Source organism: Bacillus sp. FSL R5-0422, assembly GCF_038610765.1.
Classification (GTDB): domain Bacteria; phylum Bacillota; class Bacilli; order Bacillales; family Bacillaceae; genus Bacillus; species Bacillus pumilus_O.
The window spans coordinates 239,031-256,740 of record NZ_CP152014.1; the positions used below are offsets into that span (position 1 = coordinate 239,031).

The 17,710-nt window shown below is 42.5% G+C and carries 14 protein-coding genes; 8 read left to right on the top strand and 6 right to left on the bottom strand.

The window, feature by feature from the left end:
* Positions 1–2: 2 nt before the first annotated feature.
* On the top strand, positions 3–830 hold the full coding sequence (locus MKX52_RS01350) for an aldo/keto reductase (RefSeq protein ID WP_342491308.1): 828 nt from the start codon (positions 3–5) through the stop codon (positions 828–830).
* Positions 831–870: 40 nt separating this feature from the next.
* Here the strand turns inward: MKX52_RS01350 and MKX52_RS01355 are convergent, their stop codons facing one another.
* Complete coding sequence (locus MKX52_RS01355; RefSeq protein WP_342491863.1) at positions 871–1,953, bottom strand: iron-containing alcohol dehydrogenase family protein; 1,083 nt, start codon at positions 1,951–1,953, stop codon at positions 871–873.
* A gap of 189 nt (positions 1,954–2,142) precedes the next feature.
* Between MKX52_RS01355 and MKX52_RS01360 the strand changes: the two genes are divergently transcribed.
* Positions 2,143–3,111 carry a rhodanese-related sulfurtransferase gene (locus MKX52_RS01360; RefSeq protein WP_342491309.1) on the top strand — a complete coding sequence of 323 codons (969 nt, stop codon included), beginning with the start codon at positions 2,143–2,145 and terminating at the stop codon, positions 3,109–3,111.
* Between the two features lie 327 nt (positions 3,112–3,438).
* Positions 3,439–5,058, top strand: coding sequence for an APC family permease (locus MKX52_RS01365; RefSeq protein WP_342491310.1), 1,620 nt, complete (start codon positions 3,439–3,441; stop codon positions 5,056–5,058).
* A gap of 34 nt (positions 5,059–5,092) precedes the next feature.
* Here the strand turns inward: MKX52_RS01365 and MKX52_RS01370 are convergent, their stop codons facing one another.
* Complete coding sequence (locus tag MKX52_RS01370) at positions 5,093–5,293, bottom strand: hypothetical protein (RefSeq protein WP_342491311.1); 201 nt, start codon at positions 5,291–5,293, stop codon at positions 5,093–5,095.
* 185 nt (positions 5,294–5,478) lie between these two features.
* On the opposite strand from MKX52_RS01370, the gene MKX52_RS01375 reads away from it, so the two are divergent.
* From MKX52_RS01375 to MKX52_RS01390, 4 genes are all read left to right on the top strand, one after another.
* Positions 5,479–6,315: a PRD domain-containing protein gene (locus tag MKX52_RS01375; protein ID WP_088003787.1), complete on the top strand. Its 837-nt coding sequence runs from the start codon at positions 5,479–5,481 to the stop codon at positions 6,313–6,315.
* A gap of 235 nt (positions 6,316–6,550) precedes the next feature.
* Positions 6,551–8,410, top strand: a complete 1,860-nt coding sequence (locus MKX52_RS01380; RefSeq protein WP_342491312.1) for a beta-glucoside-specific PTS transporter subunit IIABC — start codon at positions 6,551–6,553, stop codon at positions 8,408–8,410.
* Positions 8,411–8,428: 18 nt separating this feature from the next.
* Complete coding sequence (locus tag MKX52_RS01385) at positions 8,429–9,850, top strand: glycoside hydrolase family 1 protein (protein ID WP_088003791.1); 1,422 nt, start codon at positions 8,429–8,431, stop codon at positions 9,848–9,850.
* A gap of 470 nt (positions 9,851–10,320) precedes the next feature.
* Complete coding sequence (locus tag MKX52_RS01390; protein WP_342491313.1) at positions 10,321–11,058, top strand: hypothetical protein; 738 nt, start codon at positions 10,321–10,323, stop codon at positions 11,056–11,058.
* Positions 11,059–11,065: 7 nt separating this feature from the next.
* On the opposite strand, the gene MKX52_RS01395 is transcribed toward MKX52_RS01390, so the two are convergent.
* The gene (locus MKX52_RS01395) at positions 11,066–11,386 is read right to left on the bottom strand and encodes a hypothetical protein (RefSeq protein WP_342491314.1); all 321 of its coding nucleotides are present in this window, start codon (positions 11,384–11,386) and stop codon (positions 11,066–11,068) included.
* Positions 11,387–11,686: 300 nt separating this feature from the next.
* On the opposite strand from MKX52_RS01395, the gene arr reads away from it, so the two are divergent.
* Positions 11,687–12,103, top strand: a complete 417-nt coding sequence (gene arr / locus MKX52_RS01400) for an NAD(+)--rifampin ADP-ribosyltransferase (protein WP_088003794.1) — start codon at positions 11,687–11,689, stop codon at positions 12,101–12,103.
* A gap of 58 nt (positions 12,104–12,161) precedes the next feature.
* Here arr and MKX52_RS01405 read toward each other — a convergent pair whose 3' ends face one another.
* From MKX52_RS01405 to mngB, 3 genes are read right to left on the bottom strand one after another with little or no spacing between them, the layout of a single operon-like run.
* The gene (locus MKX52_RS01405; protein ID WP_342491315.1) at positions 12,162–14,081 is read right to left on the bottom strand and encodes a BglG family transcription antiterminator; all 1,920 of its coding nucleotides are present in this window, start codon (positions 14,079–14,081) and stop codon (positions 12,162–12,164) included.
* A complete protein-coding gene (locus MKX52_RS01410) occupies positions 14,078–14,962 on the bottom strand; it encodes an ROK family protein (protein ID WP_342491316.1) in 885 nt (294 codons plus the stop codon). Before MKX52_RS01410 ends, MKX52_RS01405 begins: the two co-directional genes overlap by 4 nt.
* Positions 14,963–15,019: 57 nt before the next feature.
* Positions 15,020–17,683, bottom strand: coding sequence for a mannosylglycerate hydrolase (gene mngB / locus MKX52_RS01415; protein ID WP_342491317.1), 2,664 nt, complete (start codon positions 17,681–17,683; stop codon positions 15,020–15,022).
* Positions 17,684–17,710 lie beyond the last annotated feature (27 nt).

Below are 17,710 nucleotides of genomic sequence, written 5' to 3' on the forward strand. Positions count from 1 at the left end.
TGATGAGTGGATTAACAGATACAGTCACATTAGCAAACGGAGTAAAAATGCCGAAGCTAGGCTTCGGCGTATGGCAGGTAAAAGATGGGGATGAGGCTGTAAATGCAGTCACAGACGCTCTTGAAGCGGGCTACCGTAGCATCGATACAGCAGCAGCCTATCAAAATGAAGAAGGGGTAGGCAAAGCCATTCAGCAATCAGGCATCTCTCGCGATGATCTGTTTATTACGACAAAGGTGTGGAATCGTGATCAAGGTTATGAATCAACACTTGAAGCCTTTGAAACAAGTATGCACAAGCTTGGGCTAGATGTATTAGACCTTTATTTAATTCATTGGCCGGTTGAAGGTAAATATAAAGAAACTTGGAAAGCACTAGAGAAGCTGTATAAGGATGGACGCGTTCGAGCCATCGGTGTGTGTAACTTCCATCAGCACCATCTAGATGATCTGTTAGAAGAAGCAGAAGTTGTGCCAATGGTCAACCAAATCGAGCTACATCCTAAGCTAACGCAGGAGCCTTTACGAGACTACTGCAAGGAGAAAGGGATTCATGTAGAAGCGTGGTCACCATTAGGCAGCGGGAAGTTGCTGAACCACCCTGTTCTTCAGGATATTGCGAAAAAACATGACAAATCCGTGGCACAAGTTATTCTTCGCTGGGACTTGCAGCATGGTATTATCACCATTCCAAAATCTGTGACGAAGAGCCGAATCATCGAAAACACACAAGTCTTCGATTTCGAGCTGTCCGCACATGAGATGGGCGTCATCGATCAGCTTAATGAAGATGAGCGCACAGGTCCAGATCCAGATAACTTTGATTTTTAATCGAAAGAAAAGCACAGGTGGCATGCCTGTGCCTTTTTATTTAACGATTTTTTGCGGCTGATACGTTTTCAATGACTTGAATGGCGTCGACAATTTGCTCTTTGGAATAGTCACCAATTAAGCAAAAGGTTTCGTCTGCTCGTGCAGCATGGTTTGCCACTGTTTTTGCGGCTTCTTCCAGCTGAGCTGTGATGCCAAGCTCACGCATATTTCTAGGTAATCCGAGTGTTTCATAAAGTTCAAGTAGCTCTTCTACTTCACTCATTCGATTTTCTGCGGCAAGCTGAACAAGAATGCCATAGGCCACTTTTTGACCATGCAATACGTGATGTGTTTCTTCAATAAATGTCAATCCGTTATGGATGGCGTGAGCTCCTGCCATTCTGCCGTAGCGTCCCCCGTACCCGCCGACCGTGCCGGCTAATGTAATAATAGTATCCGTTACATCTGCAAATGCTTGCGAAAGTTGACCCGTTTGCAAGCTGTGGACAGCTTCTTCGCTATGGGAAACAAGAATATCCCTCACGTATACCGCCTGTTTTAGTGCAGCATGCACCATGAGCGGCAAGGAATCCTTAGCATTTCGAATAATGGCTTCTGCTTCATACCATTTAGCCAGCGTATCCCCAATCCCACTTTGAAGGTAGGGAAGAGGAGAAGAGAGCAAAAAAGTATGATCAATGAGGGTGAGGTAGCTGGACCGTTTATGGTAATCAACTCTCATGAAATTCCCCTTGTCATCATAAATAACGCTAAGCGGTGTAGATGCAGCGCATGTTCCCGGGATGGTTGGAACCATGATGACTTCAATTTGAAGAGCCTCAGCTACTGACTTGGCGGTGTCTAAAATCGTGCCACCTCCAATCCCAATGATCACATCTGCCTCTTGCAGTTCTTCTGCAATTCGAGTGATGGCATTGGGTGAACTGTATCCTTTGTGCTGGACAACAGGCCAATGAGACGGAAGCTTTGTGTACTGTGAAAAAGCATGAAATGAATCGTATCCGGTCACGACAGCGGGCGACTGGAAGGATGAAGAAATAAGTGAATCGAGTTCATGATAAATGCCTTTTTGAGAAATAAATTGGTTTGGACCGCTTCTGACGATATCTTCTGGCTGGATCATTGCGTTCTACTCCTTTACAACATCATATTTTATAGATCATCTCATTTTACAGAAAGTTCTGTCAAATATGAGAAGAAAGACCCTACCGTTTTATGGAATTGAGTCGCTGTCATTGCCTTTAGGTATGTATTTCCTGTATGATAAAGAACGGTATGTTTTGATTAAATTTAAGAGGTGTTTATATATATGGAAAAGCAATATCGAGTCTTACTTTACTATCAATATGTCCCCATCGAGGAGCCAGAGACGTTTACAGCAGAGCATTTAGCATTCTGTAAGGAACTTGGATTATTAGGCCGTATCCTTATCTCATCAGAAGGCATCAACGGAACGGTTTCTGGTACCATTGAGCAAACGGACAAGTACATGGAAGCATTAAAAGAAGATCCGCGCTTTGCGTCTATGCCGATCAAAATTGATGAAGCAGACGGTCATGCGTTTAAAAAAATGCACGTCCGCCATCGAAATGAACTAGTGAATCTGAGCCTTGAAGATGATGTGAACCCGTTAGAATTAACAGGTAAACATCTTAGCCCGGTTGAATTTTACGAGCAAATGCAATCACCTGATACCGTTGTGATTGATGCACGTAATGATTACGAGTTTGATGTTGGTCACTTTAGAGGGGCTGTTCGTCCTGATATTGAGACGTTCCGTGAATTACCGGAGTGGATTCGTGACAATAAAGAGATTCTTGAAGGGAAAAAAATTCTGACGTATTGCACAGGTGGTGTACGTTGTGAAAAATTCTCAGGCTGGTTAAAGCGTGAAGGCTTTGAAGATGTATCTCAGCTTGACGGCGGAATTGTCACGTACGGAAAAGACCCAGAAGTTCAAGGGAAGCTTTGGGATGGTCAATGCTACGTGTTTGATACTCGCTTAACAGTACCTGTGAATCAAACAGAGCATGTGGTTGTCGGAAAAGATTTCTTCACTGGTGAGCCTTGCGAGCGTTATGTGAACTGTGCAAACCCTGCATGTAACCGCAAAATGATTGCAACAGAAGAAAGTGAGCATAAATATATGCGCAGTTGTAGCCATGAATGTCGTACAAGTGAACGTAACCTATATGTGAAACAGCACAACCTGTCTGACGAAGAAGTGAAAGAAAGATTAGCTGTGATTGAACAAGAACAAGCGATCTCACAAGGATAGAGGACTCCTCTATCCTTTTTTCTATACAGAAGAAAGAGGGATTCATTTCCTCTTTCTTTTTTGTTTTGTTTTTTTCAAAATAAGGGTAAAGGTAGTTATTCAGTCTACTAGATTGAATCATTGGAAAAGCGCTTTCTTGAGAAATAAGCATGTTCGACTATTTCAGAAAATGGAGAATTGAGAGATAATAAAGCAGGCGAAAAAATGAACAAGGGTAAAGATTTAGTTAAAGAAATATTTGTTAATTGAATAAAAGTTGAACTGCAATGAAAGAAAGGCGCTTATTTGGGCACATGCTTTGTATTTTAATCGAAAGGTGTTATGAACATGAATCATTTACATCGTAGAATGGGAACTTTCGCTTTAATGATGGTAGGTCTTGGCTCAATCATTGGTTCAGGATGGCTATTCGGTGCTTGGCGTGCCGCTCAAATTGCCGGCCCTGCGGCTATTTTATCATGGTTGATTGGGATGGTTGTGATTTTATTTATCGCTTTGTCTTATAGTGAACTCGGATCGATGTTTCCAGAGGCAGGCGGAATGGTGAAATATACGCAATATTCACACGGCTCTTTTATTGGATTTATTGCGGCTTGGGCAAACTGGATCGCTATTGTCTCCGTCATTCCGGTTGAGGCGGTGGCTTCTGTCCAATATATGAGTTCTTGGCCTTGGGAATGGGCAAAGTGGACAACCCATTTGGTCACAAAAGGGGTGTTGACGACAGAAGGACTCATGGTCGCCAGTGTGCTGCTTGTGATTTACTTTCTACTTAATTACTGGACAGTAGGATTATTTTCAAAAGCGAATACATTCATTACCGTGTTTAAAATTGTCATTCCAGGGTTAACCATTGGTGCGCTCTTATTCGTAGGTTTTCATAGTGAGAATTTTACTTCTGGAACAAGTATTGCTCCTAACGGCTGGGCGAGTGTGCTGACAGCTGTTGCGACATCAGGAATTGTGTTTGCCTTCAATGGATTCCAAAGCCCGATTAATATGGCGGGTGAGGCGAAAAATCCAGGGCGATCCATTCCGATTGCGATTGTTGGATCCATTTTGATTGCGACTGTGATTTATGTGCTTTTACAAATCGCCTTTATCGGTGCTGTCGATCCGTCCATGATTGTGAATGGATGGGGCCATTTGAATTTTAACTCACCATTTGCTGACCTTTCCATTGCGCTTGGGATTAACTGGCTGGTTCTGATTTTATATGCAGATGCGTTTGTATCCCCTTCTGGTACAGGGATTACGTATACGGCGACGACATCTCGCATGATTTATGGAATGGAAAAAAATAAGTATATGCCAAGTGTACTTGGTCGTCTGCACCCTATTTATGGCGTGCCTCGTCCAGCGATGTTTTTTAACTTAGCTGTCTCGTTTATCTTTCTGTTTTTATTTAGAGGCTGGGGTGTACTAGCGGAAATCATATCAGTTGCGACACTTATTTCTTATCTGACAGGACCAGTAACGGTCATGACGCTGAGAAAGACAGGGACAGATTTATATCGTCCGCTTCGAATAAAAGGACTCAGCATCATCGCTCCTCTCGGTTTTGTCTTTGCGTCATTGACGCTTTATTGGGCGAGATGGCCGTTAACAGGTCAGGTGCTATTCATTATTCTCATCGGTCTTCCGATCTATTTTTACTATCAAGCAAAATCGAAGTGGAAAGGCTTCGGCCGTAACTTCAAAGCGGGTGCTTGGATGGTCGTGTACTTACTTGTGATGATGACCATTTCCTGCCTTGGTAGTGACAAATTCGGCGGTTATAATGTCATTCATTATGGTTGGGATATGGCTCTTATTACAGTGGTTTCCTTGCTGTTTTATATGTGGGCACTCAAAAGTGGATTTGAAACAGAATTTCTAGAGGATGCGAAAAAAATCAATGATGAGCTGCGTACTTCTTCGCAAGAAGCCGCATCATCCAAAGAATAAAGGAACGGCTGCCTGAATATTACGGGCAGCCGTTTTATTTTGATAAATGATGCATCACATGCTGCCTCAGCCAAGTGGTGACAGCGCGCAAAACCGCTGCTGTGACAAATGAGATGAGTACATACTTCCAAAGTAGATTCATACCTTGTCCACTAAGCAAAAACACGATTCCTAGAAAAACGAGTGTGAATAGAAGCATGAATAAAAATGATGCTGACCAGAAAAAAGCCTTCACTGAAGGTCACCTCCTTGGAGTATTGTATGCAGTCAATTGAAGGATCAGACCAGCTATGAAAGGGTATAATCATGGTGAAATCTATTGCCAAAGTCAGATAAAAACACCAAGTGATTTGACAGTTGTGTTAAGATGAGAGCATATTTTGAGTGAAGATTGTGGTTCATAGACGGAGGTGTTTGGGGTTGCAAATACAAAAAGTTCTAAACAATAATGTCATTAGTGTAATAGATGAACAAGGAAAAGAAATCGTCGTCATGGGGAGAGGTATCGCGTTCCAGCGGCGACCTGGGGATCCGGTAGACGAATCATTAATCGATAAAGTCTTCCGCCTAGAGGATCATTCCGTTCATGAGCGGATGAAAATGCTGCTTCTGGAGGTTCCGTATGATGTGGTCAAGGTGACCGAAGAAATGATTCAATATGCACATACAAAACTGAACCGAAGATTAAACGAAAGTCTGCATGTATCACTCGCAGACCATATTCATTACGCCATCGAACGATTGAAGAAAAATCATCTCATTGAGAATTCGCTCATTTGGGAGATTAAACGCTTATACAAAGATGAATTTCTTGTCGCAAAGGACTGCCTTGAGATGATTGAAGAGCGTCTACATATTGAATTGCCTGAGGATGAAGCAGGCTTTATTGCTATGCATATCATTAATGCAGAGCTCAATGAGGACATGAATACAACGGTCAATATCACAAAAGAAGTAAATGCCATTCTCACCATTGTGAAATATCACCTCAATATGGAATTTGATGAAGACTCACTCAACTTTTATCGTTTTCTCACGCATTTACGCTTTTTCGTCCAGCGTCTGATTAACGAAACAATGCTTGTCAGCGAAGATCAGGACTTGTATCAACTGATCAAGGTAAAATATCCAAAGGCATACGAATGTGCAAAGAAAATCGCAGAATACGTCTATCAAACCTATCACCGAGACCTTACATCAGAGGAGATGCTGTATCTATCCATTCATTTGAATCGATTGATCAAACGAGAAAATTAAAGGTGGTTTTTAAAAGAAAGCGTTGACATGAGAAAAGTTGAGTGGTACTATTTGCTCATAAACATAAAAGAATACGGTTTCACAATGATCGTCTTAGAGGATTGTGACTGTTCGGCAGGCAAAACCTAAACGTTCACTGAAAAAGCGCAATAGCAAGTTGCGACTATTTTTGGTGCCCGTTTAGGTTTTTATTTTGCCTAAAAACGTATTTTTTTGAAAAAAAGGGGGTTTTTGTATGAGTTATCGTCAATTAGCAGAAGACATTATGAAACACATTGGCACAGAGAAAAACGTTCATTCACTGGTCCATTGCGCTACGAGACTTCGCTTCACATTAAATGACCGATCAAAAGCAGACAAAGCAGCCATTGAAAAATTAAATGGCGTTGTAACCGTTATGGAAAGCGGTGGTCAATTTCAAGTCGTCATTGGGAATACTGTACCAGAGGTTTATCGAGAGATTGGAGAGTTTACGAATCTATTAGAGGAGTCCACTTCTTCATCTGCAAAATCTGGTGGAGAGAGCACGAGCCTTTTCGGAAAATTCGTCGACATTGTCTCTGGTATTTTCACACCACTTCTCGGTGTTATGGCGGGTGCTGGTATTTTAAAAGGTCTATTAGGTATCTGTATCAATGCAAAATGGTTATCACCTGAAGATACGTCGTATCAAATTTTATTTGCTGCGTCTGACAGCTTGTTCTACTTCTTGCCATTACTGCTCGCATTCACTTCGGCGAGGAAGTTTAAAGCGAATCCATTTGTCGCTGTGACGATTGCTGGTGCACTTATTTACCCTACCATTCAAGAATTGTCAAAAGGCGGCGGAGATGTGACCTTCTTCGGTATTCCAGTCGTCTTAATGTCTTATACATCAACGGTTATTCCAATCATTTTGGCAGTGTTTGTCATGGGATATATCGAACGTTTCTTTAACAAAGTCATTCATGAAAGTGTCAAAAACTTTATTACACCACTGATCTTACTTGTCACGGTTGTTCCGCTGACACTCATTGTATTTGGACCATTTGGTGTGTATGCAGGGAACGGCATTGCCGCTGTCTTGCTGAAAGTATTCTCCTTTAGTCCTACACTTGCAGGTGCTTTAATTGCGATGGCATGGCAGGTTCTTGTGATCTTCGGTATCCACTGGGGTCTAGTGCCAGTCATTTTAAATAATATCGCCGTCCATGGGAAAGACCATATCAAGCCGGCGACTGCGCCAGCTGTATTTTCACAAGCCGGTGCTTCCATTGGTGTTATGTTGAAAACAAAGAATAAAAAGCTGAAATCATTGGCTGGATCGACAGCGGTTTCTGCCGTGTTTGGGATCACAGAGCCAGCTGTATACGGGGTTACGCTTCGTTTGAAAAAACCATTTATTGCAGCCGTTATCTCTGCCGGAGTCGGCGGTGCAATCATCGGTTATTCACAAAGTATTGCGATTGCGTCAGGACTTCCAAGTTTACTGACACTTCCGATTTTCTACGGACAAGGTTTTACAGGATTCATCATCGGAATCTCGGTCTCGTTTGTTCTATCCATCGTCTTGACTTACTTGATTGGATTTAAGGATCCAGTAGATGAAGATGAAACACCGGCACCGGCTTCCGCGCCAACAATGGAAAACGAACATGGGGTCAAAGCAGCTCATGTGAAAAGTCCTTTAAAGGGTGAGGTAATCAAGCTAGAGGAAGTGCAGGATAAGGCATTCTCATCCGGTGCATTAGGAAAGGGTGCAGCCATCATTCCATCAGAAGGCAAGCTGTTTGCACCAGTATCAGGAGTCGTGACAACGGTGTTCCCAACAGGTCATGCGTACGGCCTTACTTCTGAAAGCGGAGCAGAAGTGCTCATTCACATTGGACTTGATACCGTACAATTAGGCGGTCAGCATTTTACCCCGAAGGTCGTACAGGGGCAAACCATCACTGAGGGCGAACTGCTTGCGGAGTTTGATATTGAAGCCATCCAAGCTTCCGGCCTGTCCGTCACAACACCAGTGATTATTACCAATTCAGGTGAGTTTAGCGATATCATAGAAACAGAAGAAAAACAAATTACACCTGGGCAATCATTTTTACATCTCGTTTAATCAAAAGGAGGAAAAAATATGAGATATTCAACACTAACACCATTTCCAAAGGACTTTTTCTGGGGCGGATCTACTTCCGCCTATCAAGTAGAAGGTGCATGGAACGAGGATGGCAAAGGACCATCTGTCATTGATATGAGAGCAAGTTACCCTGAAGGAACAACAGATTTTAAAGTCGCAAGCGATCACTATCACCGCTATAAAGAGGATGTGAAGATGTTTGCAGAAATGGGTTTGAAGGCTTATCGTTTCTCTATTGCATGGACACGGATCATTCCAAATGGAGATGGGGAGATCAATCAAAAGGGGATTGAATTCTACCATTCTCTCATCGATGAGTTGCGCCGTTATGATATTGAACCAATCGTGACAATGTATCATTTTGATCTGCCTCATGCACTTCAAGTAAAAGGCGGTTGGTCAAATCGTGCGACAGTCGATGCGTTTGAACGGTATGCAAAGGTTCTATTTCAGGAGTATGGTCAGAAGGTGAAATATTGGCTGACCATTAATGAACAAAACATGATGATCTTACATGGATCAGCGCTTGGTACACTTGATCCAAATTTAGAAAATCCGAAAAAAGAACTGTATCAGCAGAACCATCATATGCTCGTCGCTCAAGCGAAAGCCATGACGCTTTGTCATCAAATGCTGCCTGAAGCGAAAATTGGACCAGCGCCAAACATTGCGCTCATTTATCCGGCTTCTCCAAAGCCTGAGGATGTACTTGCTGCGGCGAATTACAATGCGATCCGCAACTGGCTGTATCTTGATATGGCTGTCTACGGCCGCTATAACAACCTTGCTTGGGCATACATGAAAGAAAAAGACATTCTTCCTGTCATTGAAGAGGGAGATATGGATATTTTGAAAAGTGCGAAGCCAGACTTCATTGCCTTTAACTACTACACATCTCAAACGGTTGAAGCGAGTAAAGGAGATGGCAACGATGAATTTGCTCGCGGCGGAGATCAGCATTTGAAATCTGGTGAAGATGGCGTATACAAAGGCGGCAACAACCCGTTCCTCAGTAAAAATGCGTTTGGCTGGGAGATTGACCCTGTCGGCTTCCGATCAACGATGCGTGAGATTTATGACCGTTATCAGCTACCTCTTATTATCACGGAAAACGGATTAGGTGCTTTCGACAAATTAGAAGAAGATGGATCGATTCAAGATGACTATCGAATTGATTATTTAGAAAAACATATCGAGCAAATCAAATGGGCGATCACAGACGGCGTCGAGGTCTTCGGATACTGCCCGTGGTCTGCAATCGATCTAATCAGCACACACCAAGGATGCTCCAAGCGCTACGGATTCATCTACGTCAACCGTGATGAATTTGACCTAAAAGACCTGAAGCGAATTCGTAAAAAGAGCTCTTACTGGTATGAAACATTAATTCAGCAAAATGGAGAGAACATCGGGGAATAACATATGAAAAAGCCAATCACCTTATGAGGTGGTTGGCTTTTTTGATTTCATTTTATTGGCAAGATCATATTATTTGAGTTGTTTTAAAAAGATAGCCTGATTTTAACAGCCTAATAAACTACTTTCTTTTATAATCCGAAGAAATTTTGCTGTTTCGAATGCTACATCAGGTGGAAGGCCTGCCTGTATAAACATTGCGCTACTTTGTAAAAAAACTGATATAGCTTTCTTTGCTATTGTGTTGAGAATATCTTGCGCCATTGTTAAGGACCATATGCATTTCGGCTTGTATCATTTGTCTACCACAGAAATTTTCATCAAAACGAAGTTCTAAAGAATAAAAAAATGATTGCGGACACCGCAACCAAAAAAGTAATTTTCTTAAATCTATCTTAAATACATTGATACACTCATTTTGATTTGATACCCTTGATTTTGGAATTTAATACAAAAGGAGGAATATAAACAAAATGTTCAAAAAAACACTCTTAGTCCTAATTACCCTAGCGCTTGTCATATCAATAGGGTCTCCATTTTCATCAGAAGCATCAGCAGAAACACACTCTATCCATTCACAAGAATTAGAAGCGTTAGTAACACCGACGGTTCTACAAAATGAACAAGCTAACAAAGAATTAGACGAACTTGAAATGAAAATGGGGGAATACATAGAAAGCCTTCCATTTACAGAAAAAGAATTTGAAAACATGACAGAGTCAGAACAAAATAAAGTGATTGATCAATATTTCAACAATGAAGAATTTTTAGCTTTAGAAAACCGAATGAAACAACTTGACTCCAAAAGTAGTCAGAGTGAAATCACAACACAAGCACTACCAATATTCTTCGTACCAATCGCAATGACCGTAGGAAGGGTAGCTTTAATGGTCATCAGATCAAAAGGCGCAAGAACAGCACTTAAATATCTAAAAAATCGAATAAAAGGATTCGGTAAAAATTACAAAATTAAATGGGATGTAAGAAATGATAAAGGACAACTTAGAAGTTTAGTTGTCGTCCTACACAAAGGAAAGAAAAAAACAACAAGAGTATTTGCTGTAGACAATGGAAAAATCCCTTTAATACCAAAAACTTCAACTTGGTATTGGCATTTCCATGTAGCCCCAAAAGATAAAATACACCATGCTCTCAGAGCATCAGTACCAAAGAAATACAAAGCAAGTCCAGGAGAAACAATATTACACTAAAAAACCCCTAATTTTTAGGGTTTTTTTTCTCTTCATGACTTGTAACTATATCAACTGGATGTATCAAGTTTTCATCATCATTATCCTCATCAATGTAAGGCATAATAAGTGAATCCAACTCTTCCTTGTCATCGACTAAAGCAACGTAAGTTGTATAATCCTCTAAATCTGATGGAAACAATTCAGCTTGACCAACATTACTTTTCAATGCTTGGTCAATAGCACTCTTTAATTCTAATAAACCCTCACGATTACCAATAATATAAGAATCCATATGCCAACTTTTTTGAGCATAAATATGACAAATCTTATCCCTATCTTTCATCATCTCATTACACCTTTCCTGAAAAATTTAAATGATTATGTTTTTTTCATCCTGCTTCGTTGCCGCAATTAATTTTTTAGTTTCTTGAGTTTCTCTTATGGCTTCTAATAGCTTTTTATCTATTTTAATAAGACTGCTTTGTATGTATTCTTGCTGTTTTTTAACTTTCTGGAGGTGACAAATCACATCTTACTCTCTACTATCATTATACCCCGAATATCATCTCATTTATAGACTGTTTCTCGCCCATATGAAGCCGTATACTGTTATACGCAAGTCAAAAACGATAAGGGGCGTGGCTGTATGAATGACAAGCAACAAGTTTTAGACCCTGGTCCATTTTTTCATGGGACGAAAGCAGAATTGAAGATTGGGGATCTGCTTGAACCGCAGTATTTATCCAATTTTCAGGAGAAAAAATCAAACCATATTTATTTCACCGGAACATTAAACGCAGCCAAATGGGGTGCTGAATTAGCAAGATCTGATGCGAAAGAGAGAATTTATCTTGTAGAACCGTTAGGCAAGTTTGAAAATGATCCGAATTTGACAGACAAAAGATTTCCCGGCAACCCAACACGTTCTTATCGGTCGAAATCCCCTTTGAAAATCGTCGCAGAATTAGGTTCATGGGAAAGACATTCCGATGAAGAAATTGAACATATGCTGAGCTCTTTAAAGAAATTAAGTGAAGAAGGAAAAAATGTCATATACGATTGATGATTCTCAATCACACGAAGGCCGCCTCATCAACAGCTGGGCGGCCTTTTGTTTGATCTTATTGAAACAACGCATTCATTAGCTCATCAAAGGTTTTTGATTGATTCAGGGAGTGAATGCGGTTTGGATTGTCCAGTAAATCGACGGCCTGTTCAAAGAATTGATTCATGTAGGCTGCGTCATCTTTATGAATGGCTAATAAAAAGACAAGTGATACTTGGTTTCCCTGCCAATCAATCGGCTGTTTTAAGTGTGCAATGGCTACGCAGGATGTGCCTTCATTTGTGATGAGCGGGTGCGGCATGGCAATTCCTTTTCCAAGATAGGTAGATGACATTTGCTCCCGCTCAAGCACCGAGGATCGAAAAGAAGACGATACTAGGTGATACGTTTCTAAACGGCTGCATAATGCGTCTAATACCTCGTCCTTACCGGATAGGTCAGCATTCAATATGGTCAATCGTTCTTGAAAAAACGCCATCAGTTCTTGCGAGGGAGTCCCGTGTCCATTTAATAAATGAATGACCTCATTCACTTGCTGTACATCATGTTGTTCAAAAAAGGCGCTGACCTGTATCACTGGTTTTCCCTTTGATGCGAGTGGGACAGTTGTAATGATGACATCACAGGGAAGGGTGGTGCTCATGAGATAATCCTGATAGGAATAAAGCTCGACGATGTCCAGTTCATGCTGAAAGGCTGTCTTCAACTTAATTTCAAGCAGTCTTGCCGTCCCTAATCCAGACCCGCACACGATAATCGCTCTCTTTTTTTGCGATGTGTCGAGCTGACTTCTTTCAAATGAAGCAGCGATATGCAGGGCAACATATGCCGCCTCATCTTCATTTGGCGTCCGCACCAGCTGTAAGGCATTCAGCCCGCTGACAGCCAAATCAAACGGGTATGGATAGGACGTTTTGATTTCATGCAACAGCGGGTTTTGTAAGGATACGCCATATTGGATTCGATTTAATAATGGTTTCATATGAAGCATCAAGTCTTGCTGCAGGATGTTGTCATCTGCAAATCGATGGCCGCTCATTTTCTCAATGTGCTGTAGAAAGACCGCAACCGCCTGCTGAACCTCCACTGTCGTCTGATGCTGGGCGGCTTCTTTCCACGTTTGATTTGCCAATAGATGCATGACTAAGTAATCTGTTTCATCCTCCGACAAGGTGACATGAAAGGTATCACTCACTTGATGTATGATCTTTTGAGCAATTCTCATCAAAACAGGTGATCGTTGTGTACGAGTGGTACTGGCGGGTATCCGCTGGTTTTTTCGTGTCTGCTGAATCGCAATCGCTAAGTGAATGACTAAGTTTTTTAAGGCAATGTCTTTAATGAGCAATGACTCTTGATGCAGATTCGTCAGGACAATCGATCGAATGGTTTCAAGAGAAATATCAGGAAAATGGAGCTGCTCCCGCTCGGTGATATGAGAAAGCGCAGGCTCTTCTTCAAGGAGTAAGTCTGCATAGCATGTTCTTTTTTGTAGCTCGTCTCCTTCAATTTTCAAGCCAAATCCGGGCTTTGACACAAGAGCCATACCGTAACGGGCTAACAGCTCTCGTCCTTTTTTCAAATCACTGCTGACTGTCATGCGGCTGATAAACAATTCTTCGGCTAGCTGGTCAATTTTTAAGTAATCCTGTTGAAGCAATAGCTTCCTCATGATGAATCGTACACGCTCTTCTGGCATGACGGGGACGAGTGAGCGGGCAGGAAGTTTCTGCTGATGAAGCCAAAGCAGGAAGGCATCTTGATCACTCGTTAATAGGGTGTATCCCTTTCCGCGGATCGTTTTAATCTTGGCTCCTGCTTCCTTTAATTGCTCATTTGCTTCTTTGATTAAATGACGGATGGATCGGTCAGATAAGCGAAAAGAGGCAGTGAGCTCCTCTAGCTTCACGAACCCCTTCGTTTCAAATAGCCGCTGGATCAGCTGATAGGTTCGAGGATCTGCTGTCATCATCATTGCGCGGCTCCTTGTGCCTTTAAGGCATCAGCACCAAGAGCGATAGCGCCCATTAAACCTGATAATCCATCAAAGGATGGCTTGGTGATAATTTTATTTAAAGGTTTTGGCAGTTGTAAATACCCATGAAGCCGCTTTTCTGTTTCCTCAATAATGAGCGGCAGCATAGCGGGCTGTTTCATCACACCTCCGCCGAGAATGATGCGTTCTGGTGAAAGGGTGAGTAATAAATTGGCGGTCATCTGCCCGAGATAGTAGGCGTGAAGTGACCAGGCAGAATGATCCTCTGGCAGCATGGGTGCCAGTGTATGATAGCGCCCTTCTATGGCAGGACCTGATGCCAGTCCCTCTAAACAGTCATGATGTATAGGGCAACAGCCACCATAGGAATCATGAGGGTGCCGCTGCACTGTGATATGACCCATTTCTGGATGCAGCAACCCGTGAATGAGGCGATGTTCAATATAGGCACCGCCACCAATCCCAGTTCCCACAGTGATATAGACCAAAGAAGCAGGCTTTTCTGCTTCAAGCGAAAAGCGGGCTTCCCCGAGTGCTGCACAATTCACATCGGTATCAAGCATCATCGGGAGCCCAAGTGCTTGTTTTAAGGTAGAGAGGAAAGGGAATTGGCGCCAAGCTGTTTTGGGTGTCTCTAAAATCGTCCCATAGCTTGGGCTGTGCTCTTTTACATCGACGGGCCCAAACGCCCCAATGCCAATGGCATCGACAGGATGCTTTGTAAAGTAATCGATCACTTGCTGGCATGTTTCAATTGGGTTTCCTGTTGCAAAGGAAGTCATATGTTCAATCGTTCCGTCTGTTGTTCCGTAGCCGCAGACAAATTTTGTTCCGCCTGCTTCAATGCCTCCAATTCGCATGATCAATGCCCTCCATTAAAGAGGGGCGGAATCCAAATGGATCCCGCCCCTACATGTTCATTTTTTCTTTACAATGTAGGTTTGTACCTGACAAGGTGTGAGCGGTTCAATGTGTAATGATCCATGTTGTGCTTTGAGTATATGTCCTTCAGGTGTTTCGCCTAAATTCGCTGTTTCTCCGTGTTGTAGAGATGAACTATTGATTGAAGCGGCTGTTTGACGCGTCAAAAATGGATTGAAGAGACGGATGACAATGCCTTTTCCATGCTCTTCTTTTTTCAGAGCACTAAGAATGGCTCCGTCTGTTTCGATGTCAAGCAGGCTATAAGTAGATTGTAAGTCTTCTTTTTCATCTCGGAAAGAGAAAATTAAACGCCCGTTTAAAAAATCTGCCCGTTCGTAGTATTGAACTGGTGTGGTATACCGCTTGGCGAGCTGCGCTAAGTACCCCTCGCTGACAGCGTCCTTGCTATAGTGCATGCCAAATGAGAACGACAGCGCCCCTTGCAACTGAGCGTCAGGTGTCTCTACAATTTTTTCACCAGATGCGCGTCCTGGACGGTAAAGGAGGTTTTCTTTCCCCATTTTTCCGAAACAGCGGAAGAGCGTATACGCGATCGTTGTGTAGTCTTCTCCTGTGATTTGGTATTCTCTCACGCAGTCCGTCAATAGAGCGACACCGTATGCTTCATCACGAAGTGCAGTAAAGGATTGCATCGGTTCAATGGTGATCGGTTTTTCTTCCCAATGTTCATTGTTCCACCATTCAAGCTCTTGCGTGAGCTCAGTTGGGCGTTCGATGGTTCCAAACTGCTGATCGCTCAGTGATACTTTTGATGCGATGCCTGTATCAAAGAGGACACGCAGACGATGGTCTAACGCATGATTGTCGACATCGACATGAAAACGGATGACAGGCTCATCTTTGTTTAATGCCACCTTCGCTGTAATCGGGAGTGAAGTCGTGACCGTTTGCTGAGAGCGCTCTTCTAAGTCATATGGAACAGTAAGAGTAAGCTGGACAGTGAGCTCTTCCTGCAAGCCGCTTTTAGACACTGCGATATCTGCTGAAGAAAGGTCTATAGATGACACATATAGATCCTCACGCGGTGGTGAATAGTTGTAAGAATCCCCATCGTCTCCATTGTCTTCAAAGATCATTTGCTCAGAAAATGTCCGGCCAGTTTGTTTATCTGTGATGTCCAGTGATCCATTATCGTTTGCTGTAATGCGATAATACGTATTTTCAATCGCATGTCCTTCTGTTTGTTCCCATACAGATTCGCTCGATTCATCGAAAACCATGCTGACTTGTGTATAACCAACGGATGGTAAGCTGGTGGCTTCGATCAGTAAAACGGCTTTCCATACCTGCTTTGGCATGTACACTTCTTTACTTGGGTTAAGGGAAATTTGCTGTGCCAGCACATAATCTGTGACATCGGTTTTGCTTTTCACTGTGTACGGAAGTGTTCTCCCATGTGCATCCTTTAGTGTAAATGGACGTTCCGTGATAAAGGTTTCAACTTCAATGACTTCAGAACGTTTTGAAGGCAAGGTATTAAATAACGTGAGTGTAATTTCTTGCTCAGTTTGCAGTCGGATGGCAATGAGGCGCATGTGTAGGTCCACAAGGTTCTCGGCGATTTCCTTTGCCTGCTTGTAGCGGAAAAAGACGTCTTGATTCGTCGTATCACTATTACATCCGCCAATGCTGTCATGCGCTGCATTTTCAAACATGAGGTACCAAATATCACGAACCGTGTCATGCGGGTAGTCGTGTCCAAGTGAATAGCTGATCGTGAGGATCGGCTCCATCACATTGACAAGATAGTTCTCAATTTGATTGTTTAAGATTTTTAAATCAGCTCGTGTTGAAAAAATAGATTTGTGAATTCGCATGTGCTTCGCATGAATGAGCTCTCCTTGTAATGTTTCAAAAGACGTCCGCTCTTTTTTCACTGCTGCAATGTAATCTTCTAAACTGCTGATTTGATAGTGATGCTCGTCCAGTTCATTGGCTTTTTCTAATAAGTCAGGCAGATTTTTGCGGATTGGTGCCTGGTCAAAGCCATTTGGGAAATAGACATTCTTTGTGGTGGCCTTAGCTTGCAACGCACCGATTTTTTCAGATAAAAAGGCTTGTAAGTCCTCATCCTTTTCAGGAATATTTCCACCGTAGTAGTAGCCAAATGGCAGGTTCACCGCAAAGACTTCACTTCCGTCAGCACCTTGCCAATTGAATTCGGTGTGATTCGTCATATGATCTGAAACACCGCGCCAAAAAGCCGTATCCACAATACCAAATCCGTGGTAAATTTGAGGCATTTGTGCGGATTGACCGAAAGAGTCAGGGACATAGCCGACTTTCATCACATGACCGAACTGCTGACAGCGTTCAATTCCATATTGCAGGTTCCGTACAATGGATTCACCCGAAATGACGAGTTGGTCGGTTTGGGTATACCATGGGCCGATGATGAGACGTTTGGCTGTGACGAGCTTTTTGATTCGATTTTCATCCTCAGGGCGCCATTTCAAGTAATCATCCAATAAGGATGCTTGGGCATCGAGCATGAAATAATGGAACCTGTCATCTGTTTCAAGGGTGTCTAAAATGTCCATTACGCTTTTCATTAAGTAGATACGGGAGCGGGAGGTGGTGAAATACCATTCCCGGTCCCAGTGAGTATGTGGAATCACATGTACATTGACAGTCATTGATCAACGACACCTTTCTATGTGCAA